We start from the raw sequence: 25274 nt of genomic DNA on the forward strand, positions 1-25274 counted from the left end.
CGGCAGGCCCGGAGGGACCTGCGTGCGGCCGGACCGGCCCTTTCGGGCCGGGGTGGCCTACAGCGGGCCCCGGGTGAGGCCCGGCCGGCCTACTTCAGGCCGAGGGTGGTGCAGGCGGCCGCGTACTTGTCGGTGCAGATCTCGTCGGCCGTGTAGACACCGTCCTTGATGACAGTGTCCTTGATGTTGTTCTTGGTCAGCGAGACAACGGGGACCAGAACCGAGGGAATGCCCTGGGCGGAGGGGCTGTCGACCTTGGATGTGGTGACACCGTCCAGCTTCTCGCCCTTGGCGAGCGCGACGGCCATCTTCGCGGCGGCCTCGGCCTCGGGGGCGTACGGCTTGTAGACGCTCATGAACTGCTCGCCCGCAACGATCCGCTGCACACCGGCGAGCTCCGCGTCCTGGCCGGTGACCGGGGGCAGCGGGTCCATGCCGGCCGCCTTGAGGGCGGTGATGATGCCGCCGGCCATGCCGTCGTTGGCGGAGTAGACGCCGACGATCTTGTCCTTGCCGAGCGCGGAGATGGCACCCGCCATGTTGGTGTTGGCGTTCTCCGGCTTCCACTCCTTGGTGTCGTACTCCTTGCCGATGGTCACCTTGCCATCGAGGACGGAGTGCGCACCCTTCTTGAAGAGGGCGGCGTTCGGGTCGGTGACCGACCCGTTCATCATGACGATCTGGCCGTCCTTGGCCTTGTCGCCCAGGGCCTCGAGCAGGGCCTTGCCCTGGACCTTGCCGACCTCTTCGTTGTCGAAGGAGGTGTAGGCGTCGATCGGGCCCTCGGCGAGGCGGTCGTAGGAGACGACGGGGATGCCCTTGTCCTTGGCCTTCTTGACCGCGCCGGCGATGGCCTTGGAGTCGACCGCGTCGACGACGAGGACGTTCACCTTGTTGGTGATCATCGTGTCGACCTGCGAGTTCTGCGTGGTCGCGTCCTGCTTGGCGTTGGCGTAGACGACCTCGGCCTTGCCGCCGGTGAGCTCGGCGACCTTCTTCTCGAAGAGCGGCTTGTCGAACTTCTCGTAGCGCGCGGTCTGGTTCTCCGGCAGGAGCAGACCGATCTTGATCGCCCCACCCGCGGCGGCCGAGCCGGACTCCTTCGGCTTCTCGCCGGCTTCCTTGGCGCTGCCACAGGCGGCAAGGGAAGCGGCCATGGCGGTGGCGGCGACGGCTACGGCGGCTCTACGCATGAGCGTGTTCATTTCTTGAACCTCCCTGACGAGGCCGCAACAGCGCGGCCGAGGTGGACGTGAGTCAACCTCGGCCGCAGTTTGCCGTCAAGGAGTGAATCCTTAACGAGATGACAACGGTGCCATCCGTTATCTAACTGAAGGCAAGAGCTTGAGGTTCGGCGAACCGGCCAGAAGGGTCGAATCGCCCATCTCGCTCAGCACCAGGGCCAGCGCGCCCAGCACCTCGGCCCGACCGCCCAACGACCCGGTGAGCACGGACAGTTGCCGTGCCGCGCTGGGGATCGCGTACCGCCCCACAGACTCGCGTATGGGGGTCAGGATCAGTTCACCGGCCTCCGCCAGCGAACCGCCGAGCACCACGCGGCTCGGGTTCAGAACGTTGCACAGGTTCGCGACACCACTACCCACATGGCGGCCCACGTCGGCGATGACCCGGCGGCATCCCGGATCACCCTCCCGGGCCAGTTCGACCACCCGCTCCATGGTGAGTTCGGGCCCGTGCGTGCTCTGGAGCAGCGGCAGCACGTACCGGGCCGCGGCGAAGGTCTCCAGGCAGCCGCGGTTGCCGCAGCGGCAGACCGGGCCGGACTCGTCCAGGGTGATGTGCCCGATCTCGCCCGCGGTGCCGCCGGGCCCCCGGTAGATCTGGCCGTTGATCACCAGGCCGGCGCCGACACCGCTGGCGACCTTGATGTACGCGAGGTCCTTGACCCCCCGGCCGCTCCCCCACACCAGCTCCCCGAGCGCTCCGAGGTTGGCGTCGTTGTCCACGTACACGGGCACGCCGAGGCGCTGCGAGAGCTCCTGGCGCGGGTTGATCCCGGCCCAGCCCGGCAGGATCGCGGTGGAGCCCAGGGTGCCGGACTCCACATCGATGGGGCCGGGGACGCCGAGCCCGACGCCGATGACCTTCTCCAGGCCCACCCCGATGCCCGCGATCAGCTCTCCGACCAGGGCTTCCGCCCGGTCGAAGCCGTCCGCCCAGGAGGCGTCCACGTCCAGCGGGGCCGACTCCTCGGCCAGTACCTGGTGGGCGAGGTTGCCGACCGCCACCCGCAGGTGCGTGTGGCCGAAGTCCACGCCGATCACGATGCCCGCGTCGCCGCTGAGCGAGACGCTGCGCGCCCGCCGGCCGCCGGCCGAGGTGTCCGTGACCTCGACGGTCCCACCGTCCTTGAGCTCGCGGACGATGTTGGAGACCGTGGCCGCCGACAGTCCGGTGGACCGGGCGATCTCCGCCTGGGTCAGCGAACCCGCGAGCCGCACCGCCCGCACGACCCGTTCGAGATTCGCGCGGTGCAGCGAAGACTGCGATCCGGGAGTCTGCACGACTCATCCACTCCTGCCCATGAGCGACGGCCGACCGTCGCCCCCCGAGCCGGCGATCGCGGCTTGGTACTCCGAAGACCCCGGCGTCTCTCCAACTTGTGAACCTTAAGTCGAGCCTTTGGCTCTCCAGACGTCAAGAGGCTGACACGGAACGAATCGGTCACTACCGGCCATAAGTATGAGAGACATCCTTCTAGATCATGCTACGGTCGCTGAGGCGCCGGTCCTCTGCGGCCTCTCCGGCCGGATCGGGCGCCCTGCAATGACAGCGCTACGCAAGGAGGTGTTCGGGATGAGTCCCGATCGAAGTCTTTGCAGCGCTCTCGTCGGCTGACCTTGATCAGCTGATCTTTCCCTGAGTGCGCACGGCTGCGACGCCGCCGCGCTGCGCGACGCCGATGCCGGCATCTCCGTCGACACCGCGGTCGACATCGCCAAGGAGTCGGCGGACATCATCCTGCTGGAGAAGGACCTGACCGTCCTGGAGCAGGGCGTGATCCAGGGCCGGACCACCTTCGGCAACACGGCGCCTCCTGGCCGGTGATGGTGATGACCGTGCTCGCGGTGCTGACCGGGCTGTACCTGCCCTTCTCGCCGCCGGCCGGGTCGCTGGGCTTCGTGGCCCTGCCGGCGAGCTACTTCCCGTGGCTGATCGGCGTACTGCTGGCGTACTGCACGCTCACGCAGTTCCTGAAGACCCTGTACATCCGCCCCTTCGGCACCTGGTTCCAGGGGGCGTCCGGCGTCGCCCCCGGCCGTCGCCGCCCCGCTACTTGAGGGTGGCGGAGGTCAGGCCGGCCTGGATCTGGCGCTGGAAGGACAGGTAGACCACCAGCATCGGGATCATCGCGATGGTCACGCCGGCGAACAGCACCGGCAGGTCCGTCTCGTACCCCATCTGGTACTGCAGCTGGATCAGGCCCTGGGTGAGCATGTAGCGCTCGGGGTCCGATCCGGTCTGCGGCTGCATCAGCACGGAGGGCAGGATGTACTGGTTCCACTGGCCCAGGACATTGAATATCCCGACGCTGATCAGGCCGGGCTTGGCCATCGGCAGCATCACCTGGAAGAAGATCCGCGTGTCGGAGGCCCCGTCGATCACCGCCGCCTCGTGCACGGCCGTCGGCAGCGTCCGGAAGAACGAATGCATGAAGAAGACGGTGAAGGGCATCGAGTAGGCCACGTACACCAGGATCAGACCCTGGTACGTGTTGAGCATGTCCAGGCGCTTGACCATGAAGAACAGCGGGACGAGTGCCAGGAAGACGGGGAACATCGCCCCGCTGACGAAGAAGTAGTAGAAGAGCCGGTTCCCCGGGAAGGGGTAGCGGGCCAGCACGTACGCCGCCATCGAGCCGAGCAGCATGGTCAGCGGGACCGAGAACACCATCACGATCAGCGTGTGGGCGAAGTAGTCGCCGATGCCCTTGTCCCAGGCCCGGGAGAAGGCGTCGAAGTGCCAGTTGGAGGGCCGGCTGAGGGCCGATCCGCCGATCTGGGCATCGGTCTTGAACGAGCCGAGCGCCAGCCAGATCAGGGGCAGGACGATCAGTATCGCCCAGACGGCGAGGAACCCGTGCGAGAAGACGTTCAGCACCGTGCCGTCGGAGCCGCGGTCCGCGCCCTCCCCGGGGCGCCCGCTGCCGCCGGACCGTTCGGCCGAGGCCTCGCCCGGTGCCTTGATCACTGTGGACTGTGCACTCATCGTGGGACCCCTCTCAGAACTCGATGCGCTCGCGGCGGGTGGCGCGCAGCGTGATGATGGAGAGGATCATGGTCAGGACGAGCATGACCACGCCCATGGCGCAGGCGTAGCCGCTCTTGCCGAAGTACAGGAAGTTGCGCATCAGCACCGTGGCCATGACCTCGCTGTGGTGGTCGGGTCCGCCGCCGAACTGCCCGGAAGTCATCGTCGACACCAGGACGAACATGTCCATCGCGGCGATGCCCAGGTAGACCGCGGAGGTCTGCACGGAGTCCCACAGCAGCGGCAGAGTGACCTTGAAGAAGGTCTGGGCGCGCCCCGCGCCGTCGAGCAGGGCGGCCTCGTAGATGTCCTTGGGTACGGACTGCATGGCGGCCGAGAAGAGGACCAGGTAGAAGCCGACTCCGTGCCAGACCACCACCAGGAGCAGGCACCACAGGACGAGGTCGGGCTGGTTGAGCCATTCGACGGGGTGGGCCGGGTCGACCAGGCCCAGCTTGGTGAGGAATCCGTTGAGCAGGCCGCCCTCGTCGCTGCGGTACACGGCGCCGAAGAGCACGGCGAGGATGGCGAGGGAGAGGACCTGCGGGAAGAAGTAGACGATCTTGTAGAAGGAGGAGCCGCGGACGCCCCGCACCCCGCCCGCCCCGCTGCGCCCTCCCGCGTTCACCATGAAGGCGAAGAAGAGGGCCAGCAGGATGGTGACGGTCGGGACGAACACCAGGAGCAGCAGGTTGTGCCACAGGGCGCCGCGGAAGACCTCGTCCTTCATCAGCGCCGCGTAGTTGTCCAGGCCGACGAAGTCGAACGTGGGCGACTGTCCCGACCAGTTGGTGAAGGAGTAGCCGAACGTCTGGATGTACGGCCAGATGACGAAAGTCAGATACAGCGCGAGCGGCAGGAACAGGAAGCCGGCGATGAAGCCGATCCGTCCCTTGCCCTGGGCTACTTGGCTCATGGTGTCCGCCTCTTGGACGTATGTCAGCTGCGGTGGTTGTTCTTGGCGTTCGGGTCCTTGGCAGCCTTGTCTACCGCAGCCTGGGCCCGCTTGATCCATTCCTTTGGCTGGATCCGCTTGGCCATCAGCTCATTGGACGCGTTCTGGATCTCGGTGTCCATCTCGCTGTACCAGTCGGGGTACAGGTAGCTGAAGGTGTTCGACCCGGCCGTCTTGACGGCCGCGACCGCCGATGCCGTGCCCGGGCGGAGCTTGACGTTCGGGTCGACGCCGTCCTTGACCACGGTGAGGGAGTTCGCCTGCTGGGCGAAGAGGGTCGACCATTCGCGGGACAGCATCGAGCGGAGGAACTCCAGGCCGCCGGCCTTGTTGGCGGCCTTCTCCGGGACGATGAAGGGCTCGCCCGCGCCGGCCCGGATGGCCTCGAAGGGCAGCTTGCTGTCGGCCAGCGTCGGCACCGGCAGGAACTTCATGTCGAAGTCGTCCGGGGTCTGCTTGAGCTGCTCGTTCTCCAGCCATGAGCCGGAGGGGATGAACGCGGCCTTGTACTGGTTCCAGGCGGTCTGGGACTCCGTGTGGGTGAGGCCGTTGGTGCCGGCCATCAGCAGGTCCTTCTCGACGATCTCGTAGACCGCCTCGATGGCGGCGAGGGCGGCGGGGTTGCCCTCGAAGGCGTTCGGCTCGAGGTTGTCGATCGCCTTCATGGCCTCCAGACCGCCCTTCTTGGCGATCAGGTCCATGATGACGACGTTGATGTAGTACGGGTACTTGCCCTGGTGGGCGAGTCCGCCGATGCCCGCGGCCTTGGCCTTGGTGCAGATGTCGAGGAACTGGTCCCAGGTCTTCGGCTCGGCCCAGCCCTTCTCCTTGAAGAGCTTGCCCGAGTACCAGAAGCCGAACACCGTGTAGACGTAGTAGAGGGCGACGAACTTGCCACCCTGGGTGCCCTGTTCGACGGTGCCGGGGATGAGCATGTCCCGGACCTTCTTGCCCGGGTCGTCGAGCGAGGGCGCCTCGAGCACCGAGGTGAGCTCGGCGAGCTGGCCGCCCTTGGCGAGGACGTCGACCTTGATCTGCTGGGCGCCGGAGTCGTCGATGACGTCCGGCGGGTTGCCGCCGTTGAAGCGTGGCTGGAGCTTGGCGGCGATCTCCTGGGTGCCCAGGTGGGAGGTGGTGGTGTTCCACTTCTTGTCGAAGGCGGCCTCCCAGGCCTTCGCGTAGTCGTCGCCGAACCCGCCCTTGAAGACGACGACGTCCAGCTTGCCGCCCTTGGCCACGCCGAAGGGGTTCTCCTTGGTCACCGCACCCTTGTCCGGACCCTTCGTGGAAGTGTCCTCACCGCCGGAGGCGCAGGCGGACAGGAAGCTCATCGTGGGCACCGAGATCAGTCCCAGCGCTGCGGAGCGCTTGATCAGGTCACGGCGGCCGATGCCCTCACCAGTGGATCCCATGCTCATGTCCTCGCCTTCGTCAGAAGTGTGAAGGAGGCCGGGACTCGGCGAAAGCCCGTGGTCACCGCACATGCGGACATCGCCGCAGGTCCCCGCCATCCCCCGGTCCGGTGCCGCTCGTAATGCGGTGATCCGGACGGGCACAGGTATAGTCCACTTCCGCTCGTGTGAGCAAGATCATGCACACGGATGTCCATCAGCTTTTCCGAGTTGAGACCTCCCCGAAACCTGGATCGGGCCCGGAAAAGCGGAAGGGCCGTACCCCCTTGACGGGGATACGGCCCTTTGGTGCCGCTACTGCGCTCAGCCTCGGATGAGGTTGCGGAGCACGTACTGCATGATGCCGCCGTTGCGGTAGTAGTCCGCCTCGCCGGGGGTGTCGATGCGGACGACCGCGTCGAACTCCACACCGGTGTCGGTGGTGACCTTGACCGTGCGCGGGGTGGTGCCGTTGTTCAGCTCCTCCACACCGGTGAAGGAGAAGGTCTCCTCGCCGGTGAGGCCCAGCGCGGCCGCCGAGGCGCCCTCCGGGAACTGCAGGGGCAGCACGCCCATGCCGATCAGGTTCGAGCGGTGGATGCGCTCGTAGGACTCGGCGATGACGGCCTTGACGCCGAGCAGCGCGGTGCCCTTGGCCGCCCAGTCGCGGGACGAGCCCGAGCCGTACTCCTTGCCCGCCAGGATGACCAGCGGGATGCCGGCGGCCTGGTAGTTCTGCGAGGCGTCGTAGATGAACGCGACCGGCGCGCCCTCGACCGTGAAGTCGCGGGTGAAGCCGCCCTCGGTGCCCGGCGCGATCTGGTTGCGCAGGCGGATGTTGGCGAACGTACCGCGGATCATGACCTCGTGGTTGCCGCGGCGGGAACCGTACGAGTTGAAGTCGCGGCGCTCGACGCCGTGCTCGGTGAGGTACTTGCCGGCCGGGGTGTCGGCCTTGATCGCACCGGCCGGGGAGATGTGGTCGGTGGTGACCGAGTCGCCCAGCTTCGCCAGCACGCGCGCGCCGGCGATGTCGGAGACCGGGGTGGTCTCCATCGTCATGCCCTCGAAGTAGGGGGGCTTGCGGACGTAGGTGGACTGCGGGTCCCACTCGAAGGTGTTGCCGGTCGGGATCGACAGCGCCTGCCACTGGGCGTCGCCCGCGAAGACGTCCTGGTAGGACTTGTTGAACATGTCCTCGCCGATGGCGTTCGCCACGACGTCGTTGACCTCGGCCTCCGACGGCCAGATGTCCTGGAGGAAGACCGGCTTGCCCTCGGTGTCGATGCCGATGGCGTCCTTGGTGATGTCCACCTTCATGGAGCCCGCGATGGCGTACGCGACGACCAGCGGCGGGGAGGCCAGGTAGTTCATCTTGACGTCGGGGTTGATCCGGCCCTCGAAGTTGCGGTTGCCGGAGAGCACCGAGGTGACCGCGAGGTCGTGCTCGTTGATCGCCTTCGAGATCTCCTCGTCCAGCGGACCGGAGTTGCCGATGCAGGTGGTGCAGCCGTACCCGACGAGGTTGAAGCCCATCTTGTCGAGGTACGGGGTCAGGCCGGCCTTGTCGAAGTAGTCGGTGACGACCTTCGAGCCCGGGGCCAGGGTGGTCTTGACCCACGGCTTGCGGGACAGGCCCTTCTCGACCGCCTTCTTCGCCACGAGGGCCGCGGCCACCATGACGTAGGGGTTCGAGGTGTTGGTGCAGGAGGTGATCGCGGCGACGGTGACGGCACCGTGGTCGATCTCGAACGAGGAGCCGTCGGCCAGGGTGACCAGCGTCGGGCGGGTCGGCACGCCGTTGACGGCGGCCGGGGCGTCGGACGCCGGGAAGGACTCCTTGCCGGCCTCCTCGTCCTCGCTGACGTAGTTGCGCACGTCCTGCGCGAACTGCTCGGCGGCGTTGGCCAGGACGATGCGGTCCTGCGGGCGCTTCGGGCCGGCGATGGAGGGGACGACCGTGGAGAGGTCGAGCTCCAGCTTCTCGGAGAAGTCCGGCTCGGCGGCCGGGTCCAGCCACAGGCCCTGCTCCTTGGCGTACGCCTCGACGAGCGCGACCTGCTGGGCGTCGCGGCCGGTCAGGCGCAGGTACTTCAGGGTCTCGTCGTCGATCGGGAAGATCGCGGCGGTGGAGCCGAACTCCGGCGACATGTTGCCGATGGTGGCGCGGTTCGCCAGCGAGGTGGCGGAGACGCCCTCGCCGTAGAACTCGACGAACTTGCCGACGACACCGTGCTTGCGCAGCATCTCGGTGATGGTCAGCACGAGGTCGGTGGCGGTGGTGCCGGTCGGCAGCTCGCCGGTGAGCTTGAAGCCCACGACGCGCGGGATCAGCATGGAGACCGGCTGGCCGAGCATCGCGGCCTCGGCCTCGATGCCGCCGACGCCCCAGCCCAGCACGCCCAGGCCGTTGACCATGGTGGTGTGCGAGTCGGTGCCGACGAGGGTGTCGGGGTACGCCACACCACCGCGGACCATGACCGTGCGGGCCAGGTGCTCGATGTTGACCTGGTGGACGATGCCGGTGCCCGGGGGGACGACCTTGAACTCGTCGAAGGCGGTCTGGCCCCAGCGCAGGAACTGGTAGCGCTCCTTGTTGCGGCCGTACTCCAGCTCCACGTTCTGGGCGAACGCGTCCTGGGTGCCGAACTTGTCGGCGATGACCGAGTGGTCGATGACCAGCTCGGCCGGGGCCAGCGGGTTGATCTTCGACGGGTCGCCGCCGAGGGCCTTCACGGCCTCACGCATGGTGGCGAGGTCGACGACGCAGGGGACGCCGGTGAAGTCCTGCATGATCACGCGGGCCGGCGTGAACTGGATCTCCTCGCTGGGCTGGGCCTGCGAGTCCCAGTTGCCGAGCGACCGGATGTGGTCGGCGGTGATGTTCGCGCCGTCCTCGGTGCGGAGCAGGTTCTCCAGCAGCACCTTCAGGCTGTAGGGAAGGCGGGCCGAGCCCTCAACCTTGTCCAGCCGGAAGATCTCGTACGACTCGTCGCCCACCTGCAGCGTGCTGCGGGCGTCGAAGCTGTTCGCCGACACGACAGTCTCCTTCATGCATGAATTCGCGCGTAGTACCGCAATCCTGCCGCGTGGCGCTCTGGCCAATCCGCTAAGGTGAGGCTAAGTTAGGTAACCCTTACCAGCGGGACGGCTGCGGTACGCCTTTGGCAGATATCTCGATGTCGAGATAACTCTAGTACATGTCCGGGGCAGGGACGAGGCACGCACTCGCTTGTCCCTTGTCATCCAAACGAGCCGTTTGACAACGAACCGAGCCGTTTCGGCTTCTCTGACAGCGAACCCAGTCGTGAGGGGTGAGCAGGCTGGGGGTGTCGTATGTCGGCGTCGGCTGGGCGTGGACAGGGGGAGGCACTGCGCGCAGTACTGCCGGTGGGCTGAACCGCGTCAGCCTGCCAGTCGGGCGAGGGCCAGCTTGTGCGCGTGGTCGAGGGAGTCAGCAGCGGCGCAAGGGATGTCCGGCTGCACACCAATGCCCTCCCAGTTGGTGCCGGAGACGGGGTTGACGGCACGGCCCGTAGGGATAGTGGCCTCCACATGCGGGTGCACCGTCCAGCCCTCCCGCGGGTGCGCGCCGCCGCGGGTGCGCTCGCCGACGACGACGGCGCGGCCGAGCTGCTGCAGGTCGTACGCCAGCTCCTCGGCGGCAGAGAAGGTGGTGCCGCTGGACAGCACGTACAACGGCTTGCTGCCGCCGAAGCAGGCGCCGGGAACGTGCGGCAGGCTCCAGGACTGCTCGCTGCGCTCGCCGGCGCGCCAGTACATGGTGTTGAGGTGGGTGCGCTTGTCCAGTAGGTAGCTGCAGACGAAGGCGACCGTGTCCGGGTCACCGCCACGGTTGGAGCGAAGGTCCACGATCAGCGCCTGGGCGCGGGAGGCCAGGGTGAGCGCGGCGCTCAGCGCTTCGGCGGTCCATTCCAGCGGGAACAGCATCGGTGCCAGCTCCAGTACGGCGACCCCTCCGTCGAGCAGTTCCACCCGGGGCGCACCGCCCAGCGAGGTCTCGAAGTCCCGGCGCATGGACTCCAGGACGGCCGCCCCCTGTTTGGGAGGCACCGGGTCGGCGTGGTATTTCAGGCTCAGGTGCCGGTCACCGTTGACCGACTGCAGGTCCGCGGTGACCAGCCGGGCGAGCTCCTCGGCGCCGTCGACGTCATAGGCGCCCTCGGTGAGGCGTCGTCGCAGGAGGCCGGCGAGCTGCTCGGCTATCTCGGGGAAAACATAGTGCTCGGTCAGGAGCCGGGCTGTCTCGTCGATGACACGGGGCGGCCGAAGCTTCGCAGAAGTCGTCATGGCGGGGAGTAGAACACCGCCCTTGCGAAAGCGTCAAGCAAATTAGACACTTTCGGTATGCGCGACCAGCCTTCCTACTTGCCGCCTCCTGAGGATGTCCTGGAGATCGGTGCGCCTGAGCAGTTCGCGGCGCTCGCTCACCCCTTGCGACAGCGGTTGCTCTTCGCGCTGGGCCAACGGCCTGCCACCATCCGCCGGCTTGCGGCTCAGCTCGACGCGAAGAAGGGCAACGTGGCCCACCACCTCAAAGTGCTCCGCGAAGCCGGGCTGGTCCACATCGCCGAGACCCGCCAGGTCCGCGGCGGTACCGAGCAGTACTACCAGCGCACGGCCCGCCACATGGTCGTCGCCGAACCCCAAGCGGCAGGCACCACCGCGATGCTCGCCGCGGTCGCCCAGGAGCTGGACCGCTCACCCGCTGAGACCCACCTGACACTGCGCCACCTGCGTCTCAGCCCCGCGAAGGCAAGAGAACTCGGCGAGACCCTCACCAAACTGGTCGACGAGGCCGAGGAAGACGCGGAGGACCAGCCCGTGCACGGCGTGTTGGTAGCGCTCTATCAGCAGGCTCTGCCGACCGGCACCACCCATTCCGTCGAAGGACACCGCTGACCTCTTGCAGCGAAGGCTGAGCATCCTGCTGCCACGCCCCGGTCGCACTCGGCGCCGAGGACCACATGCCTTCGACAGCCGGCCGAGACGTGTCACTTCGGCAGTGCGTGCGCGGTCCGCAGCGGCGAGAAGAAGATCGGCACCCAGACCGTGGCCAGCCCCACCGCGCCCACCCACAGCGCCGCCCTGACACTGACGGCCTGGCCGAGGAGGCCGGCCAGGGCGGAGCCGATGCAGAGCGCGCCGGTCAGCACGAACCGCATCGTGGCGTTCATCCGGCCCAGCATCGCGTCCGGTGTGACGCTCTGCCGGAAGCTCACCTTGAGCACGTTGTCGACGCCGACTTTGAACATCGCCACCAGCCAGGCCCCGGCGGCAAGCCAGAGAGCCGGTCCGCGGTCGATGAGCGCGACGGGAATCCCGAACGGCGACACGCCGAGCCCCATCATCCAAAGCACCCGGCCGGCGCCGAACCGCCCGGCCAGCCGGCGGGCGGACAGCGAACCGAGGAATATCCCGACGCCACCGACCGCGAAGAACAGGCCGAGGACCCAGTCAGGCAGTCCCAGCTGCCGAGTTACCAGGACCGGCAGCATCGTCTGGCAGAGCTGGATCGCCAGGTTGGTGCAGGCCCCTGCGATCGCGATGGGCCGAAGCACGGGGTCGGCGAAGACGAAGCCCAGGCCCGCGCGGATCTCGCGCACGAGATTCGCGTCGGCCCGGCGCTTGGGGACCGGTTCGGTTCGGCGGACACCCCGCAGACACGCCGCCGACCACAGGTAGCTGACCGCGTCGACGGCGACCGCCACCGGTGCGGTGACCACCGACAACAGGAAGCCACCGGCGCTGCGTCCGCCGACCAGGGTGAGCGCATCCGCCATCACCAGGTGGGCGTTCGCCTCACTCAGCCGGTCCCGTCCGACCAGGTCCGGGAGATGGCTCTGGGATGCCACATCGAAGAACACTGTGGCCATGCCCCCGAGCAGTACCACGGCGTAGAGCTGATCGACCGTGAGGACTCCGAGCCCCCAGGCGATCGGTACGGAGGTCAGAGCCGCGGCGCGGATCAGATCGGCAGCGATCATGACACGGCGCTTGCGCATCCGGTCGACCCAGGCTCCGGCGGGCAGACCGATCACCAGGAACGCGAGCGTGCTGAACGTCGCCAACAACCCGACCTGGGCCGGGGAGGCGTCCAGCGCCGATACCGCCACCAGGGGAATCGCGAGGTGGCCGACCGAGCTGCCGAGCTTGCTCACCCCGGCGGCGGTGAACAACCGCCGGAAGGCTTGGTCGCGGAACAGGGAGCGGGGCGGGCCGGGCTCTGCGGCCGATGCGGAGGGCGGTCCGGAGGTCAGTGCCTGCTGAGCTGTGGTCATGAGTCGACCATGCTGGCCGTGGGCGCGCCGGCTCCACGAATTTAGACTGCGCTGAATCGAAACGGGGGTCCGGCATGCTCGAACTGTCTTTCACCGCCAGCGACCTGGCACATACCCGGTTCGCCTTCTCCCCGCTGTGGGAGGTCGTGGCGAGCGCCAGGGTGCTGAGGGACCCGGCCGGCCACTGCCTCCACCGGCCCTGGGTCGAGCAGGTCCGACCACGACTCGCAGCATCCGGTCTGGACTGGCGGCTGCTGGCCGAACTCCTGCCGCAGCCGCCCAGGACGCTCCCGGTCTTCATCGCACCGCCGCCGTCCACTCCGGAGCCTGATCTCGGTCTGGAACTGGCCGTCCTTCGCAGCACACCTGCCGAGCGGGTCCGGGCCGGTCTCGATGGCATGGGCGGTCCGAGTTCGCAGCGCCTGGATGCGCTCCGAGCGGCTCCTGAGACCGGGCTGGCCGAGCTCTCCGGGATCATCGAGTCGTACTGGGAGCTCGCGCTGGCTCCGTACTGGCCGCGCATGCTCACGCTGCTCAAGGGGGAAGTGCTCCATCGGGCCACACTGCTCGCCGAGGGTGGCGCACATCGGCTGCTCAACGATCTCGACCCCGCCATCACCTGGACGAGCGAGACACTTCAGGTGCCCCTGCGACACGGCTCGGGCGCCAAGGGGCTGGGCGGGCGCGGCCTGCTGCTGGTGCCCTCCGTCTTCGCCTGGCCCCGGATCTTCTCCATCACCAGCCCGAACTGGCAACCGACGCTGCGCTACCCTCCGCGCGGCATCGCCACCCTGTGGGAGCGTACGGAGACACGGACGCCCGAGGCCCTCGCGGCGGTGGTCGGACGGTCTCGGGCGCTGCTCCTGACCGAGCTGCACGCCCCGGCTTCCACCACCGACCTGGCTCGGCGCACCGGTCTCACCGCGGGCGGCGTCTCCCAGCAACTGACCGCGCTTCGCGCCGCCGGGTTGGTCAGCGCCCACCGCACCGGCCGATTCGTGCTGTATGCGAGGACCAGCGCGGCCGAGGCACTGCTCCAGGCCGCCGCCCATTGATCCGTACAGCGGCAAGAGGCGGGACGGGACAGCGGCCCGCTCCTCCGTGTCCGTGTCGCGCGCGCGAGGACGTGCGCACGGTCAGCGCGGCCGGGACGGTCAGCCGGCCCGACGGCGCACCCCGCGCGGACTCCGGCAGCGCGACCACCGCGGCGACGACGCTCTCCCCGAGTGGAGCCGGGCAAGGCGGCGGACCTGGTGCTGCTGGACCGGGATGTGACCCGCCGTCCGGTGGCCGGCATCAGCGGGACCGGCGTACGGATGACCCTGGTCGGCGGCCGGGTGGTGCACGACGCGGACTCGGCGGCGGGCCGCGCGGCGGCGGCCCGGGCAGCCCGGACGGGATCCGGGCCGCGCCCGGCCTCGTACGCGGCGGTGCACGGCGGCCGGCACCACGCCTGCGGGCACCGACGGGTGACGACGGTTAGCCGATGCAGACAAAGGGGTAGATGTCCGTAATCAGCGAGATGCAGGAAAGATCCGGGTGAAACTGACGGTCCGTAACACCCGCCTGCCACACCCGAAGCAGGAGGCATCTCATATCTGAGATACGGTGCATCCATGGCAGACGACTACCTCGTACGCATCGGCAAGCTCATCCGTGACGCCCGGCAGCACCGGGGCTGGACACAGAGTCAGCTCGCGGATGCGCTCGGCACCAGCCAGAGCGCCGTGAACCGGATCGAGCGCGGCAACCAGAACATCAGCCTTGAGATGATCGCCCGAATCGGTGAAGCTCTCGACAGCGAAATCGTCTCTCTCGGCTACGCCGGCCCGATGCATCTGCGGGTCGTCGGCGGCCGCCGGCTGTCCGGCGCCATCGATGTCAAGACGAGCAAGAACGCGTGCGTGGCGCTGCTGTGCGCCACGCTGCTCAACAAGGGCCGTACGGTCCTGCGCCGGGTCGCCCGCATCGAGGAGGTCTACCGGCTCCTCGAGGTCCTGAACTCCATCGGTGTCCGCACCCGCTGGATCAACGAGGGCGTGGACCTCGAGATCGTCCCGCCGGCCAACCTCGACATGGACGCCATGGACGCGGACGCGGCCCGCCGCACCCGGAGCATCATCATGTTCCTGGGCCCGCTGCTGCACCGGATGGACCAGTTCCGCCTGCCGTACGCCGGCGGCTGCGACCTCGGCACCCGCACCATCGAGCCGCACATGATCGCCCTGCGCCGCTTCGGCCTGGACATCACCGCGACCGAGGGCATCTACCACGCGAAGGTCGAGGCGGGTGTCTCCCCGGGCCGCCCGATCGTGCTGACCGAGCGCGGGGACACGGTCACCGAGAACGCGCTGCTGGCCGCCGCCCGGCACGACGGCGTCACGGTCATCCGCAACGCCTCCAGCAACTACATGGTCCAGGACCTGTGCTTCTTCCTGGAGGCGCTCGGCGTCAAGGTCGAGGGCATCGGCACGACCACCCTCACGGTCCACGGCGTCCCGAACATCGACGTGGACGTGGACTACTCCCCCTCCGAGGACCCGGTCGAGGCGATGAGCCTGCTCGCCGCCGCGGTGGTCACGGAGTCGGAGCTGACGATCCGCCGGGTCCCGATCGAGTTCATGGAGATCGAGCTCGCGGTGCTGGAGGAGATGGGCCTCGACCACGACCGCTCCGCGGAGTACACGGCGGACAACGGCCGTACCCGCCTGGTCGACCTGACGGTCCGTCCCTCGAAGCTCGAGGCCCCGATCGACAAGATCCACCCGATGCCGTTCCCCGGGCTGAACATCGACAACGTCCCGTTCTTCGCGGCCATCGCGGCCGTCGCCCAGGGGCAGACCCTGATCCATGACTGGGTGTACGACAACCGGGCCATCTACCTGACGGACCTGAACCGCCTGGGCGGCCGCCTCCAACTCCTGGACCCCCACCGCGTCCTGGTGGAGGGCCCCACCCGCTGGCGGGCGGCGGAGATGATGTGCCCGCCGGCCCTGCGCCCGGCGGTGGTCGTCCTCCTGGCGATGATGGCGGCGGAGGGCACCTCAGTCCTGCGCAACGTCTACGTCATCAACCGCGGCTACGAGGAACTGGCGGAACGCCTCAACTCGGTCGGCGCCCAGATCGAAATCTTCCGCGACATTTAAACAAGCCGCAGGTCAGGACGCTTTCCTGTCCTCCTGGGCCGTCTCCGGGCCGTCGCCGGTGTCTCCGCCCACGCGGAAGACACCGGCGACGGGCTCGGCGACCGACCTGCTGTGAGGGCCGCGATGGCGCGGAGGGCGCCGCAGGTCACCCGAAATCGCGGGTCACGGGGCTGCCGTCCGCGGGCTTCTTGACCGCGAACGTCTTGGTGATCGTATTCTGCTCGTTGTCACTGTCCACGCAGGTGATCACGGCGGTGGCCTTCGTGCCGTTCGCCGGAATCCCTGTGAGCACGATCGAGTACGGCTCGGCCTCGTCCTCACCGGGGAGCTCGTCCGAGGCGGCGTTTCCCTTTCTGGGCGTTATCGTCACGATACTCGGTGTCGAATCCCCGAATTTGGCACAGCTCACGGTTCCGCTGACGGTAACCTTCACTGCGGCGTGTGCCGTGCCGGACGCCACCATGGGGGCGGCGAGCGCCAGCGAGGCCACGACCGCGACGGAGCCGAGCTTCGTCCTTGTATTGCTGAAATTTCGCATTTCAGACTCCCATTGATTGAAGACGGCTTTGCCGATGTCACCGGGCTGCGTAGGACGCAGGCCACGGCGCCGAATCGCGCATGTGCGGTGTGAACCGTCACGTGAGTTCAAGAGCCTGCCACTGAGGGCCTCGCCCGACCTCGCGCGTCCAGGATGCGGGGTCGACTGCGCTTCGCGCTGGATGGCGCTGAGCGCCATGGGGGAAGCGGCTGATCCGACTTCCGGCGCCAACTCCCTTACGCACTGAGTATTTCCACAGGCGTGGCATCCGTCACTCGACCATAGCCAGCGGCGAGCACCGTGTCCACTTTTGACCTGGCGGTCGAAATTGACCCCTCGATCACCGCGAAAACACCGCGACGTCCGGCCGAATACCTGAGTTCGAAAGTCGATGCCTACGGCAATCAAAAACGACGTTCGCTGCGGAGGCCGACCCGCCCAAAGAATCACCTCAACGAAATGCTCGGGAAAGCTGGGCGCACCACTGAAGGGCGAGGGGGTTGGGGGGCTCGCTCATTCGGTGCCGGCGTCCTCAGGTACATGCCTGGGAAATCGACGTGAAACAGCTTCACATGTGCTGGGATGGCACGCGTAGGCTGCGGCGGTTCCGCAGAGTGTTGATCTTGGGGGGCATCCATGTTCCACCGTCGGGGTTTTGCCGTGGCAGCGGTCGTCGGGGCGGTGGTCCTGCTCGGCAGCGGATGCGAGGATTCGGCGCCGGCGAAGGGCGCGGACAAGCCGCCCGCCGCCACGACCGGCGCCGCGCCCTCGCCGGGTACGTCCGCCACGGCCGCGCAGCCCGCGATGCCCGCGCTCGTCGGGCAGAAGTTCACCGACGCCGAGTCCGCCGTCAAGAAGCTGGTCACCAGACCCGTCGAGGCGCGCAGCGCCTACAGCGACGTCCCCCTGGCCGCGGACCACGGCCAGTGGGCGGTCTGCTTCCAGATCCCGGCGGCCGGGAGCCCCGTGGAGCCGACGTCCGCCGTCGAGCTCTCGCTGGTCGCGCCCGGCCGGCCCTGCCCGGACCAGGCCGGCGCCACCCTGGCCCCCTCCAAAGCCCCCGAGGCGAGCCGGACTCCCGCCCCGCCGAAGCCCAAGACCTCGCCGCCGACCGACGGCGGCTCCACCGGCGGTGACGGCGGCGGCAGCGGGGGCGGCGGCAGCGGGAGCAGCGGCGGGAGCAGCGTCTACTACAAGAGCTGCGCCGAGGCCAAGGCCGCCGGGGCGGCGCCCATGCGGCGCGGCGAGCCCGGCTACCGGGACGCCCTCGACCGGGACAAGGACGGCACCGCTTGCGACAAGTAGTGACGAAAGGGCAAGCCGACCGGCAGGTTTGAGCCGCAGGGCACAGCGATCCTCGGCGCCGCAGGCCCGGGCCGTGCAGAATCGAGCCCGTCGGTACGGTGTCGAGGGGGCGGCCATGGCTGGGGAAACACACACGGAAACCGGTACGGAGGCACCCGCGCTCGAGGGGGTCCCTCTGCTCGGTTCCCTGTTCGACCTGAAATCGGACTCGCTCGGGACCTATCTGCGCGCCCAGCAGCGGCACGGCGACGTCGTGCGGATCACCGCCGGCCCGCCGGGGCTGCGCGCCGAGCTCTACTGCGTCTTCTCCGCGGAGGGCGCGCAGCAGGTCCTGGCCTCGGAGTCGGCCAACTTCCGCAAGGACAACGCCTTCTACCAGGAGGTCCGGGACTCGTTCGGGAACGGCCTGCTGACCAGCCAGGACGAGGACTACCTGCGCCAACGGCGCCTGGTCCAGCCGCTGTTCACCAAGCGACGGGTGGACGGTTACGCCGACGCCGTCGCCGCCGAGACCCGGGCCGTCATCGCGGGCTGGGAGCAGGCCCCCGGCGGTGTGGTGGACGTCGGCGAGGAGATGATGCGGCTCGCCCTGCGCGCGGTCGCCCGCATCCTCTTCGGCACTGACGTGGAGGCCACCGTCGACGTCGTCGACCGGTGTTTTCCGGTCATCACGGATTACGTGCTGCGCCGCGGCTACTCACCCGCCAACATCCCGCGCACGTGGCCCACCCCGGGCAACAAGCGGGTGGCCGCCGCGATGGACGAGTTGTACACGGCGTGCGACAAGATCATCGCCGAGCGGCGCAGCGGGGCCGCCGCCCGGGGCGAGGACCTGCTGAGTCTGCTCGCCGCCGCCACGAGCTCGGACGACGGGGAGTTCGACGCCGCCGAACTGCGCGACCAGGTGCTGATCTTCCTGCTCGCCGGCCACGAGACGACCGCCACCTCGCTCGCCTTCTCCCTGCACCTGCTGGCCCGCCACCCCGAGCAGCAGGCCCGGGCCCGCGAGGAGATCTCCCGCGTGCTGGGCGACCGTACGCCGCAGGCCGCCGACCTGGACCGGCTCCCGTACCTCACGCAGGTCCTCAAGGAGGCGATGCGGCTCTACCCGGCCGCCCCGGTCATCGGCCGCAGCTCGGTCGCGGCCACCGAGGTCGGGGGCCGGACCATCCCGGCGGGCTCGGACGTGATCCTGGCTCCGTGGGTGACGCACCGACACCCCCGGTACTGGCCGGACCCGGACCGCTTCGACCCGGACCGCTTCACCCCGGAGGCGGAGGCCGGCCGCCCGCGGTACGCCTGGTTCCCGTTCGGGGGCGGCCCGCGCGCCTGCATCGGGCAGCACTTCTCGATGCTGGAGTCGGTGATCGCGCTGGCGATGATCCTGCGGGCGTACGAGTTCGAGGCCGTGGACACCGACATCCCGGTCAGCGCCGGGATCACCCTGCGGGTGAACGGCCCGACCCGCTGCCGGGTCCGGGGCGCGACCGGCGAGGCCGTGTCCTAGAACCGGCGGCCGGCCCCGCGGGGGGGGTCTCAGACGGCCGCCGGTGTGTGGTGGCCCTTGAGGCGTTCGAGGTCGGAGGGGCGGACCTGGATCGCGAACAGGGCGATGGCCGCCGCGACCAGGGCGAAGCAGGCCGCGACGATGAACGCGGCGCTCACGCCCGAGGTGAGCACCTGGTCGCCCCACGGGTCCGGGAGCCGGCCGGTGCGCAGGAAGAGGGCCTTCTGGACGGGTCCTGCCTGGCTCAGGAAGGCCGGGACCTGATCGTGGGCCTCGTTGCGGCTGGCCGTACCGAAGACCGTGACCAGGATGGACAGGCCCAGCGAGCCGCCCACCTGCTGCGACGTGTTGAGCAGTCCGGAGGCCGCGCCGGACTCCCGGTCGGCGACGTTGGACAGGGCCGTCAGGGTCAGCGAGACGAACTGCATGCCCATGCCGACGCTGAAGACGAGCATCGGCCCCAGGATGCTTCCGAGGTACGTCGAGTCGATGTTGGTCCGCGTCAGCCAGGCCAGCCCGGCCGCCGAGCACAGCGCACCCGTCACCATGAAGGGTTTCGGCCCGAGCCTGGGCAGGAGCTGCGAGGTGATGCCCGCACCGACGGCGATGACGGCGCTCACCGGCAGGAACGCGAGGCCGGCCTGGAGCGGGCTGAAACCCAGCACGTTCTGCACGAACAGGGTCAGGAAGAAGAACATGCCGAACATCGCACAGGCGAGGAAGAGCATGATCCCGTAGGAACCGGCCCGGTTCCGGTCGGCGAACATGTGCAGCGGGGTGATCGGCTGCGGCGAGCGGCGCTCGTTGAGGAAGAACAGCAGGAGCAGGACCACGGCCGCGCCGAAGGAGCCGAGGGTGATCGGGTCGGTCCAGCCCTCCTGCGCGGCGCGGATGAAGCCGTAGACGAGCGCGACCATGCCCGCGGTGGACAGCAGCGCGCCGGCGAGGTCGAAGTGCCCGGGGTGGCGTGCGGACTCGCGGATGACCCGGCCGGCCGTCACGGCGATGGCCACGGCGATCGGCACGTTGACGAAGAACACCCAGCGCCAGTTGAGCCATTCGACGAGGATGCCGCCGGCCAGCAGTCCGATCGCGCCGCCGCCCGCCGAGACGGCGGAGAACACGCCGAACGCCCGGTTGCGCGCCGGGCCTTCGCGGAAGGTGGTGGTGATCAGAGCCAGCGCGGTCGGGGAGGCGATGGCTCCGCCGACGCCCTGCAGGGCCCGGGAGGCCATCAGCTGGCCCTCGTTCTGAGCGAACCCGCCCAGCAGTGAGGCCAGGCCGAAGAGCAGCACGCCGGAGATGAACACGCGCTTGCGGCCGAGGATGTCGCCGGTGCGTCCGCCGAGGAGGAGCAGTCCGCCGAACGTGAGGGTGTAGGCGTTGACGACCCAGGACAGGCTCTCGGTGGAGAAGCCGAGGGCGGTCTGGATGTGCGGCAGCGCGATGTTCACGATGGTGATGTCGAGAACGACCATGAGCTGGCACGAGGCGATGACGAACAGCGCGAGCCCGTTGCCGCTTCCTCGGACCTTGCCGTCGGTCCCTTTGCTGGTCGGCGTCGTGTTCCGGTCCACCTGTTCGACGCTAAACCTGGTCGAGGGGGCACACCACTCGAATGGCCTAGGCTACATGACATGTACAGTGTACCATTTCACATGACACACTACGATCATGGATGACTTCCTCAGGCTCTCCGCGAGCACCGGCCGCTTCACGTACGGCGCCCCGCGCGCGTTCTCCTTCGGGGACGACGGCCGGCTGCTCTGGTTCCTCCGATCCACCGGCCCCGCCGACGCCCTCGACAGCCTCTGGGTCCTGGACACCGCCACCGGCACCGAGACACGCCTCGCCGACCCCCGCGAGCTGTCGCCCGAGCCGGGCACCCTGCCGGCCGCCGAGCGCCGGCTGCGCGAGCGGATCCGGCTCGTCGCCGCCGGGATCGGCTCGTACGCGCTCTCCGGCGACGGCCGGAGCGCGGTGTTCCCGCTGTACGGGCGGCTGTACCGGGTCGCCTACGAGGTCACCCCCGACGGGACCGGGCAGGCGGCCGGGCAGCCTGAGGAGATCCCGGCCGCCGGGCCCGCGTTCGACCCCCGCCTCAACGCCGACGGCTCCCGCACCGCGTACGTCGCCGACGACGCCCTCCACACCTTCCCGGGCGGCCGGGTCAGCCCCGCCGACGGAGCCCGCTGGGGCGTCGCGGAGTTCGCCGCCGCCGAGGAACTGGGCCGGGACCGGGGCCACTGGTGGTCCCCCGACGGGGAGACCCTGCTGGCCGCCCGCGTCGCCGAGTCCGCCCTCCAGCGACGCCACTTCGCCGACCCCGCGCACCCCGAGCTCCCGGCCGAGGACTTCGCGTATCCCGAGGCGGGCGGGCCCAACGCCGAGGTCGAGCTGTGGGTGCTCGGCCCCGGCGGCGCCCGGGTACGGCTCGACTGGGACGCCGCGGCGTACCCGTACGTCTCCGACGCCGACTGGGAGTCGGCCGAGGAGATCCTGCTGACCGTCCAGGACCGGCTCCAGCGTTGCGTCCTGCTGCTCTCCGCCGACCCGGCCACCGGCCGTACCCGGGAGCTGTCCCGTACCACGCACCCCCACTGGGTCGACCCGCTGCTGCCCGGCACCCCGGCCCGGCTCCCCGACGGGCGGATGCTCACCGCCGCCGACACTCCGGGCGGCGCCGCCCGCGCCCTCGCCGTCGACGGGAAGCTGCTGACCGGGGACGGGATCCAGGTCCGCCGGGTGGCCGGCATCCACCGGGACCGGCTGCTGATCGAGGCCGGGCAGCGCGACCCCGCCGAACAGCAGGTGCTGCTCCTCGACCCCGCCACCGGCGAGCCGACCCCGCTGGCCGACGGGCCCGGGGTGCACAGCGTCCTCGCGGCGGCCGGGGCTCTGCTGCTGACCTCCGCCGACGCCGACGGGGTGCGCCGCAGCGTACGCACCGCCGAGGGGCGCGCGTTCGTCCCCGCCGACCTCTGCGCGCCGCTGCCGTACCGGGTGGTCCCGCTGCTGGAGCGGGTCACCGAGCACGGCATCCCCACCTCCGTCGTGTTTCCCCGCGGCCATGTCACCGGCCGGCGGCTGCCCGTCCTCATGGACAGCTACGGCGGCCCCGGATTCCAGGACGTGTCCGCCGAGCCGCGCCGCTGGCAGCACCGCCAGTGGTGGGCCGACCGGGGCTTCGCGGTGGTGACCGTCGACAACCGCGGAACCCCGTACGTCTCCCCCGCCTTCACGCACGCCGTGTACCGCGGGTTCTCCGAGGTCACCCTGGACGACCAGGTCGCGGCCCTGCACGCACTCGGCGAACGCCACCCGGACCTCGACCTCGGCCGGGTCGGGGTGCGCGGGTGGTCGTACGGCGGCTACCTGTCCGCGATGGCGGTGCTGCGCCGCCCGGACGTCTTCCACGCGGCGGCCGCCGGGGCCGCGCCGACCGACTTCCGGCACTACGACACGGCGTATACCGAGCGCTACCTCGGGCTCCCGCAGGAGCACCCCGAGGTGTACGAGCGGGACTCGCTGATCCCGGACGCCCCGAACCTGACCCGGCCACTGCTGCTGATCACGGGCCTGGCCGACGACAACGTCCACCCCTCGCACACCCTGCGCCTCTCCCAGGCCCTGACGGACGCGGGCCGCCCGCACCAGCTCCTGGCCCTGCCCGGTGTCACCCACATGACCCCGAACGGCACGAAAGAGAAGCTCATGGCACTGGAACTGGAGTTCTTCCGCCGCGAACTGGCCTGACGGATGCCGCTGCGCCCCGCCGGCCCCACCGCCGGCGGGGCGCTGCACCTCCTCGCGCCGGACCGCATCGAGGTCTGCGCCACGTCGTGGTTCGCCACGGTGACCGGCTCCGAAGGGCGGGAGTTCCCGTGCGGCGACCGGGGTCCGGGCGGACACGAACCGGCCCGGCCCGATTCTCGACGGACCGCAGGCGTTCGGCTCACACGGTGCGGGCGAGGAAGAGGTCGCTCATGAGGTGCACGTCGATGCCGCCGCCGTGGGCGTCGAGCAGGCGGGCGGTCTCGGCCAGGGCCTGTTCGCGGCGCTCGTCCGGCAGGACCCGATAGGCGGTGAGCGAGGTGAGGTGTCCCAGGTAGCGGTCGGTGTCGTAGTGCAGGGCCCGACGGAAACGGACTGACCGCAGGTCGGTGAAGCGGCCGTCGCGGCGGCATTCTGCATCCGCCTCCTGGCACCAGCTCCCCGGATCGTCACGGTAGCCGGAAGCCGGCTCGCCGTGCGGTGAGTTGACGACGCCGTGGCGGCGGTCGATCTCGGCGAGCTCGCCGTGCAGCTCGACGTCGAGGACGCCCTGCGGATTCCAGAACAGCGCCAGCGCACCGCCGGGTTCGAGGGCGGCGTGGACCAGGTCCCAGCGTCGGTGCGGGTCCAGCCAGTGCCAGGAGGTGGCGGCGAACAGCAACCCGAAACGCCGACCGCCCGCCTCCCACTCCTCGAAGCCGCCGACCTCGACCCTGACGTCGGGGTACCGCGCGGTGTTGCGACGAAGCACCTCGGCCATGCGGGGATCGGGCTCGACGCACACCAGCGGGATCCCCCGCGAGGCGAAGGACACCGTGGCCTTGCCGGTGCCCGCACCGACCTCAACAGCCGCGTGACCGCCTGGTTCCGCGTAGGCCAGCACCTCGGAGACCAGGGCATCCGCGTACCCCGGCCGGGCGGCGTCGTACAGCTCCGCCACTTCACCGAAGACCTTGCTGCGAGTCATGTCGATGCGTCCTTGCGAGCCCATCCACGTCCCTCGTTTCCCCGGTCGGCAGTCGGTCACCCCAGCGGTCAAACGACGGCCGGGCCGCCTCGCGGCAGCCGCCGTCAGGACAGCGGGAGGACCCCGGAGCCGATCGTGTCGGCCCGGGGCCCTCCTCTTTCTTCCCCTGGATCCCCGTCAGTCACCGGGGAAGTGACAGGCCACCTCGCGTGAGGCGGTGACACGGAGCAGCGGGCGCTCCGTGCGGCAGATCTGCTGCGCCTTCGGGCAGCGCGGGTGGAAGGTGCAGCCCGGGGGCGGGGCGGCCGGGCTCGGCGGGTCGCCGAGCAGCACGATCCGCTCGCGCCGCCGCTCGGCCGCCGGGTCCGGCAGCGGTACGGCGGACAGCAGTGCCCGGGTGTACGGGTGCTGGGGGTTCTCGTACAGGGTGCGCTTCTCGCCGATCTCGACGATCCGGCCGAGGTACATGACGGCGACCCGGTCGCTGACCCGTTTCACCACGGACAGGTCGTGCGCGATGAACACGTAGGCCAGGCCCAGTTCGCGGCGCAGCCGTTCCATCAGGTTGACGATCTGCGCCTGGACGGAGACGTCGAGCGCGGAGACGGGCTCGTCGGCGACGATCAGCCGGGGGCTGGTGGCCAGTGAGCGGGCGATCCCGATGCGCTGGGCCTGGCCGCCGGAGAACTCGTGCGGATAGCGGTCGATGTGCTCCGGGATCAGCCCGACCAGGTCCATCAGCTCGGCCGCCCGGCGGCGTGCGTCGGATGCCGGCCAGCCCTGGACGAGCAGCGGGTCGGAGATGATCCGGGCCACCGTCTGGCGGGGGTTGAGGGAGGAGTGCGGGTCCTGGAAGACCATCTGGAGGTGCCGCCGCAGGGGGCGGAGCCCGCCCTGGGACATCCTGGTGATGTCCCGTCCGTCGAATGCGATGCTGCCCGAGGTGGGCTCCAGCAGCCTCACCAGCATCCGGCCGGTGGTGGACTTCCCGCAGCCCGACTCGCCCACCAGGCCGAGGGTTTCGCCCGCCGCGAGATCGAAGGAGATCCCGTCGACGGCACGCACGGGCGCCCCCCGGCGCCCGGACGCGGAGCGCCTGCCGGGAAAGGCCATGGTG

19 protein-coding genes and 1 pseudogene are annotated in these 25274 nt (G+C 69.5%); 8 read left to right on the forward strand and 12 right to left on the reverse strand.

Annotated elements, in window-relative coordinates; translation table 11 throughout:
- Nucleotides 1–89: 89 nt before the first annotated feature.
- Nucleotides 90–1205, reverse strand: coding sequence for a substrate-binding domain-containing protein (locus AB0I68_RS13695; RefSeq protein WP_363177443.1), 1116 nt, complete (start codon nucleotides 1203–1205; stop codon nucleotides 90–92).
- Between the two features lie 117 nt (nucleotides 1206–1322).
- Nucleotides 1323–2525: an ROK family transcriptional regulator gene (locus AB0I68_RS13700; RefSeq protein WP_363177444.1), complete on the reverse strand. Its 1203-nt coding sequence runs from the start codon at nucleotides 2523–2525 to the stop codon at nucleotides 1323–1325.
- 373 nt (nucleotides 2526–2898) lie between these two features.
- On the opposite strand from AB0I68_RS13700, the pseudogene AB0I68_RS13705 reads away from it, so the two are divergent.
- Nucleotides 2899–3302 (forward strand): annotated as a pseudogene (locus AB0I68_RS13705) (hypothetical protein); the annotation flags it as partial.
- On the opposite strand, the gene AB0I68_RS13710 reads toward AB0I68_RS13705, so the two are convergent.
- From AB0I68_RS13710 to AB0I68_RS13730, 5 genes are all read right to left on the reverse strand, one after another.
- On the reverse strand, nucleotides 3295–4230 hold the full coding sequence (locus AB0I68_RS13710; RefSeq protein ID WP_363177445.1) for a carbohydrate ABC transporter permease: 936 nt from the start codon (nucleotides 4228–4230) through the stop codon (nucleotides 3295–3297). The pseudogene AB0I68_RS13705 and the gene AB0I68_RS13710 sit on opposite strands and share 8 nt — an antisense overlap.
- Nucleotides 4231–4243: 13 nt before the next feature.
- Nucleotides 4244–5188, reverse strand: coding sequence for a sugar ABC transporter permease (locus AB0I68_RS13715; RefSeq protein WP_363177446.1), 945 nt, complete (start codon nucleotides 5186–5188; stop codon nucleotides 4244–4246).
- A 23-nt stretch (nucleotides 5189–5211) separates the two neighbouring features.
- On the reverse strand, nucleotides 5212–6645 hold the full coding sequence (gene ngcE, locus AB0I68_RS13720) for an N-acetylglucosamine/diacetylchitobiose ABC transporter substrate-binding protein (protein WP_363177447.1): 1434 nt from the start codon (nucleotides 6643–6645) through the stop codon (nucleotides 5212–5214).
- 297 nt (nucleotides 6646–6942) lie between these two features.
- Entirely contained in the window at nucleotides 6943–9672 is a 2730-nt protein-coding gene (acnA, locus tag AB0I68_RS13725; protein ID WP_363177448.1) for an aconitate hydratase AcnA, read from the reverse strand.
- A 351-nt stretch (nucleotides 9673–10023) separates the two neighbouring features.
- Nucleotides 10024–10929 (reverse strand): S41 family peptidase, encoded by a 906-nt coding sequence (locus tag AB0I68_RS13730; protein WP_363177449.1) that lies wholly within the window; start codon nucleotides 10927–10929, stop codon nucleotides 10024–10026.
- Between the two features lie 57 nt (nucleotides 10930–10986).
- Here AB0I68_RS13730 and AB0I68_RS13735 point away from each other — a divergent pair, with 57 nt between their 5' ends.
- A complete protein-coding gene (locus AB0I68_RS13735) occupies nucleotides 10987–11541 on the forward strand; it encodes a winged helix-turn-helix domain-containing protein (protein ID WP_363177450.1) in 555 nt (184 codons plus the stop codon).
- Nucleotides 11542–11633: 92 nt separating this feature from the next.
- On the opposite strand, the gene AB0I68_RS13740 is transcribed toward AB0I68_RS13735, so the two are convergent.
- Nucleotides 11634–12920, reverse strand: coding sequence for an MFS transporter (locus AB0I68_RS13740; protein ID WP_363177451.1), 1287 nt, complete (start codon nucleotides 12918–12920; stop codon nucleotides 11634–11636).
- A gap of 74 nt (nucleotides 12921–12994) precedes the next feature.
- Here AB0I68_RS13740 and AB0I68_RS13745 point away from each other — a divergent pair, with 74 nt between their 5' ends.
- The 3 genes from AB0I68_RS13745 to AB0I68_RS13755 all read left to right on the forward strand — a co-directional run bounded on the left by AB0I68_RS13745 (nucleotide 12995) and on the right by AB0I68_RS13755 (nucleotide 16066).
- Nucleotides 12995–13975, forward strand: coding sequence for a DUF5937 family protein (locus tag AB0I68_RS13745; RefSeq protein ID WP_363177452.1), 981 nt, complete (start codon nucleotides 12995–12997; stop codon nucleotides 13973–13975).
- Nucleotides 13976–14191: 216 nt separating this feature from the next.
- Nucleotides 14192–14434: a hypothetical protein gene (locus AB0I68_RS13750; RefSeq protein ID WP_363177562.1), complete on the forward strand. Its 243-nt coding sequence runs from the start codon at nucleotides 14192–14194 to the stop codon at nucleotides 14432–14434.
- Between the two features lie 102 nt (nucleotides 14435–14536).
- On the forward strand, nucleotides 14537–16066 hold the full coding sequence (locus tag AB0I68_RS13755; protein ID WP_363177453.1) for a UDP-N-acetylglucosamine 1-carboxyvinyltransferase: 1530 nt from the start codon (nucleotides 14537–14539) through the stop codon (nucleotides 16064–16066).
- A gap of 145 nt (nucleotides 16067–16211) precedes the next feature.
- Here AB0I68_RS13755 and AB0I68_RS13760 read toward each other — a convergent pair whose 3' ends face one another.
- Nucleotides 16212–16802, reverse strand: a complete 591-nt coding sequence (locus AB0I68_RS13760) for a hypothetical protein (RefSeq protein WP_363177454.1) — start codon at nucleotides 16800–16802, stop codon at nucleotides 16212–16214.
- Between the two features lie 462 nt (nucleotides 16803–17264).
- Here AB0I68_RS13760 and AB0I68_RS13765 point away from each other — a divergent pair, with 462 nt between their 5' ends.
- The gene (locus AB0I68_RS13765; protein WP_363177455.1) at nucleotides 17265–17909 is read left to right on the forward strand and encodes an excalibur calcium-binding domain-containing protein; all 645 of its coding nucleotides are present in this window, start codon (nucleotides 17265–17267) and stop codon (nucleotides 17907–17909) included.
- 115 nt (nucleotides 17910–18024) lie between these two features.
- On the forward strand, nucleotides 18025–19416 hold the full coding sequence (locus AB0I68_RS13770; RefSeq protein WP_363177456.1) for a cytochrome P450: 1392 nt from the start codon (nucleotides 18025–18027) through the stop codon (nucleotides 19414–19416).
- 29 nt (nucleotides 19417–19445) lie between these two features.
- Here the strand turns inward: AB0I68_RS13770 and AB0I68_RS13775 are convergent, their stop codons facing one another.
- On the reverse strand, nucleotides 19446–20993 hold the full coding sequence (locus tag AB0I68_RS13775; protein WP_363177457.1) for an MFS transporter: 1548 nt from the start codon (nucleotides 20991–20993) through the stop codon (nucleotides 19446–19448).
- 97 nt (nucleotides 20994–21090) lie between these two features.
- Here AB0I68_RS13775 and AB0I68_RS13780 point away from each other — a divergent pair, with 97 nt between their 5' ends.
- Nucleotides 21091–23172: a prolyl oligopeptidase family serine peptidase gene (locus AB0I68_RS13780; RefSeq protein WP_363177458.1), complete on the forward strand. Its 2082-nt coding sequence runs from the start codon at nucleotides 21091–21093 to the stop codon at nucleotides 23170–23172.
- A gap of 199 nt (nucleotides 23173–23371) precedes the next feature.
- Here the strand turns inward: AB0I68_RS13780 and AB0I68_RS13785 are convergent, their stop codons facing one another.
- Nucleotides 23372–24157, reverse strand: coding sequence for a class I SAM-dependent methyltransferase (locus AB0I68_RS13785; protein ID WP_363177459.1), 786 nt, complete (start codon nucleotides 24155–24157; stop codon nucleotides 23372–23374).
- 177 nt (nucleotides 24158–24334) lie between these two features.
- Nucleotides 24335–25270: an oligopeptide/dipeptide ABC transporter ATP-binding protein gene (locus AB0I68_RS13790; protein ID WP_363177563.1), complete on the reverse strand. Its 936-nt coding sequence runs from the start codon at nucleotides 25268–25270 to the stop codon at nucleotides 24335–24337.
- Nucleotides 25271–25274 lie beyond the last annotated feature (4 nt).

Origin of the sequence: Streptomyces sp. NPDC050448, assembly GCF_040655295.1 — a bacterium.
GTDB lineage: Bacteria > Actinomycetota > Actinomycetes > Streptomycetales > Streptomycetaceae > Streptomyces.

Coding starts and splice junctions, on each gene's coding strand:
- AB0I68_RS13785 (WP_363177459.1), bottom strand. CDS start 24,157: ATGACTCGCAGCAAGGTCTTCGGTGAAGTGGCGGAGCTGTACGACGCC.
- AB0I68_RS13715 (WP_363177446.1), bottom strand. CDS start 5,188: ATGAGCCAAGTAGCCCAGGGCAAGGGACGGATCGGCTTCATCGCCGGC.
- AB0I68_RS13790 (WP_363177563.1), bottom strand. CDS start 25,270: ATGGCCTTTCCCGGCAGGCGCTCCGCGTCCGGGCGCCGGGGGGCGCCC.
- AB0I68_RS13710 (WP_363177445.1), bottom strand. CDS start 4,230: ATGAGTGCACAGTCCACAGTGATCAAGGCACCGGGCGAGGCCTCGGCC.
- AB0I68_RS13730 (WP_363177449.1), bottom strand. CDS start 10,929: ATGACGACTTCTGCGAAGCTTCGGCCGCCCCGTGTCATCGACGAGACA.
- AB0I68_RS13695 (WP_363177443.1), bottom strand. CDS start 1,205: ATGAACACGCTCATGCGTAGAGCCGCCGTAGCCGTCGCCGCCACCGCC.
- AB0I68_RS13755 (WP_363177453.1), top strand. CDS start 14,537: ATGGCAGACGACTACCTCGTACGCATCGGCAAGCTCATCCGTGACGCC.
- acnA (WP_363177448.1), bottom strand. CDS start 9,672: ATGAAGGAGACTGTCGTGTCGGCGAACAGCTTCGACGCCCGCAGCACG.
- AB0I68_RS13735 (WP_363177450.1), top strand. CDS start 10,987: ATGCGCGACCAGCCTTCCTACTTGCCGCCTCCTGAGGATGTCCTGGAG.
- ngcE (WP_363177447.1), bottom strand. CDS start 6,645: ATGAGCATGGGATCCACTGGTGAGGGCATCGGCCGCCGTGACCTGATC.
- AB0I68_RS13740 (WP_363177451.1), bottom strand. CDS start 12,920: ATGACCACAGCTCAGCAGGCACTGACCTCCGGACCGCCCTCCGCATCG.
- AB0I68_RS13760 (WP_363177454.1), bottom strand. CDS start 16,802: ATGGCGCTCAGCGCCATCCAGCGCGAAGCGCAGTCGACCCCGCATCCT.
- AB0I68_RS13780 (WP_363177458.1), top strand. CDS start 21,091: ATGGATGACTTCCTCAGGCTCTCCGCGAGCACCGGCCGCTTCACGTAC.
- AB0I68_RS13745 (WP_363177452.1), top strand. CDS start 12,995: ATGCTCGAACTGTCTTTCACCGCCAGCGACCTGGCACATACCCGGTTC.
- AB0I68_RS13770 (WP_363177456.1), top strand. CDS start 18,025: ATGGCTGGGGAAACACACACGGAAACCGGTACGGAGGCACCCGCGCTC.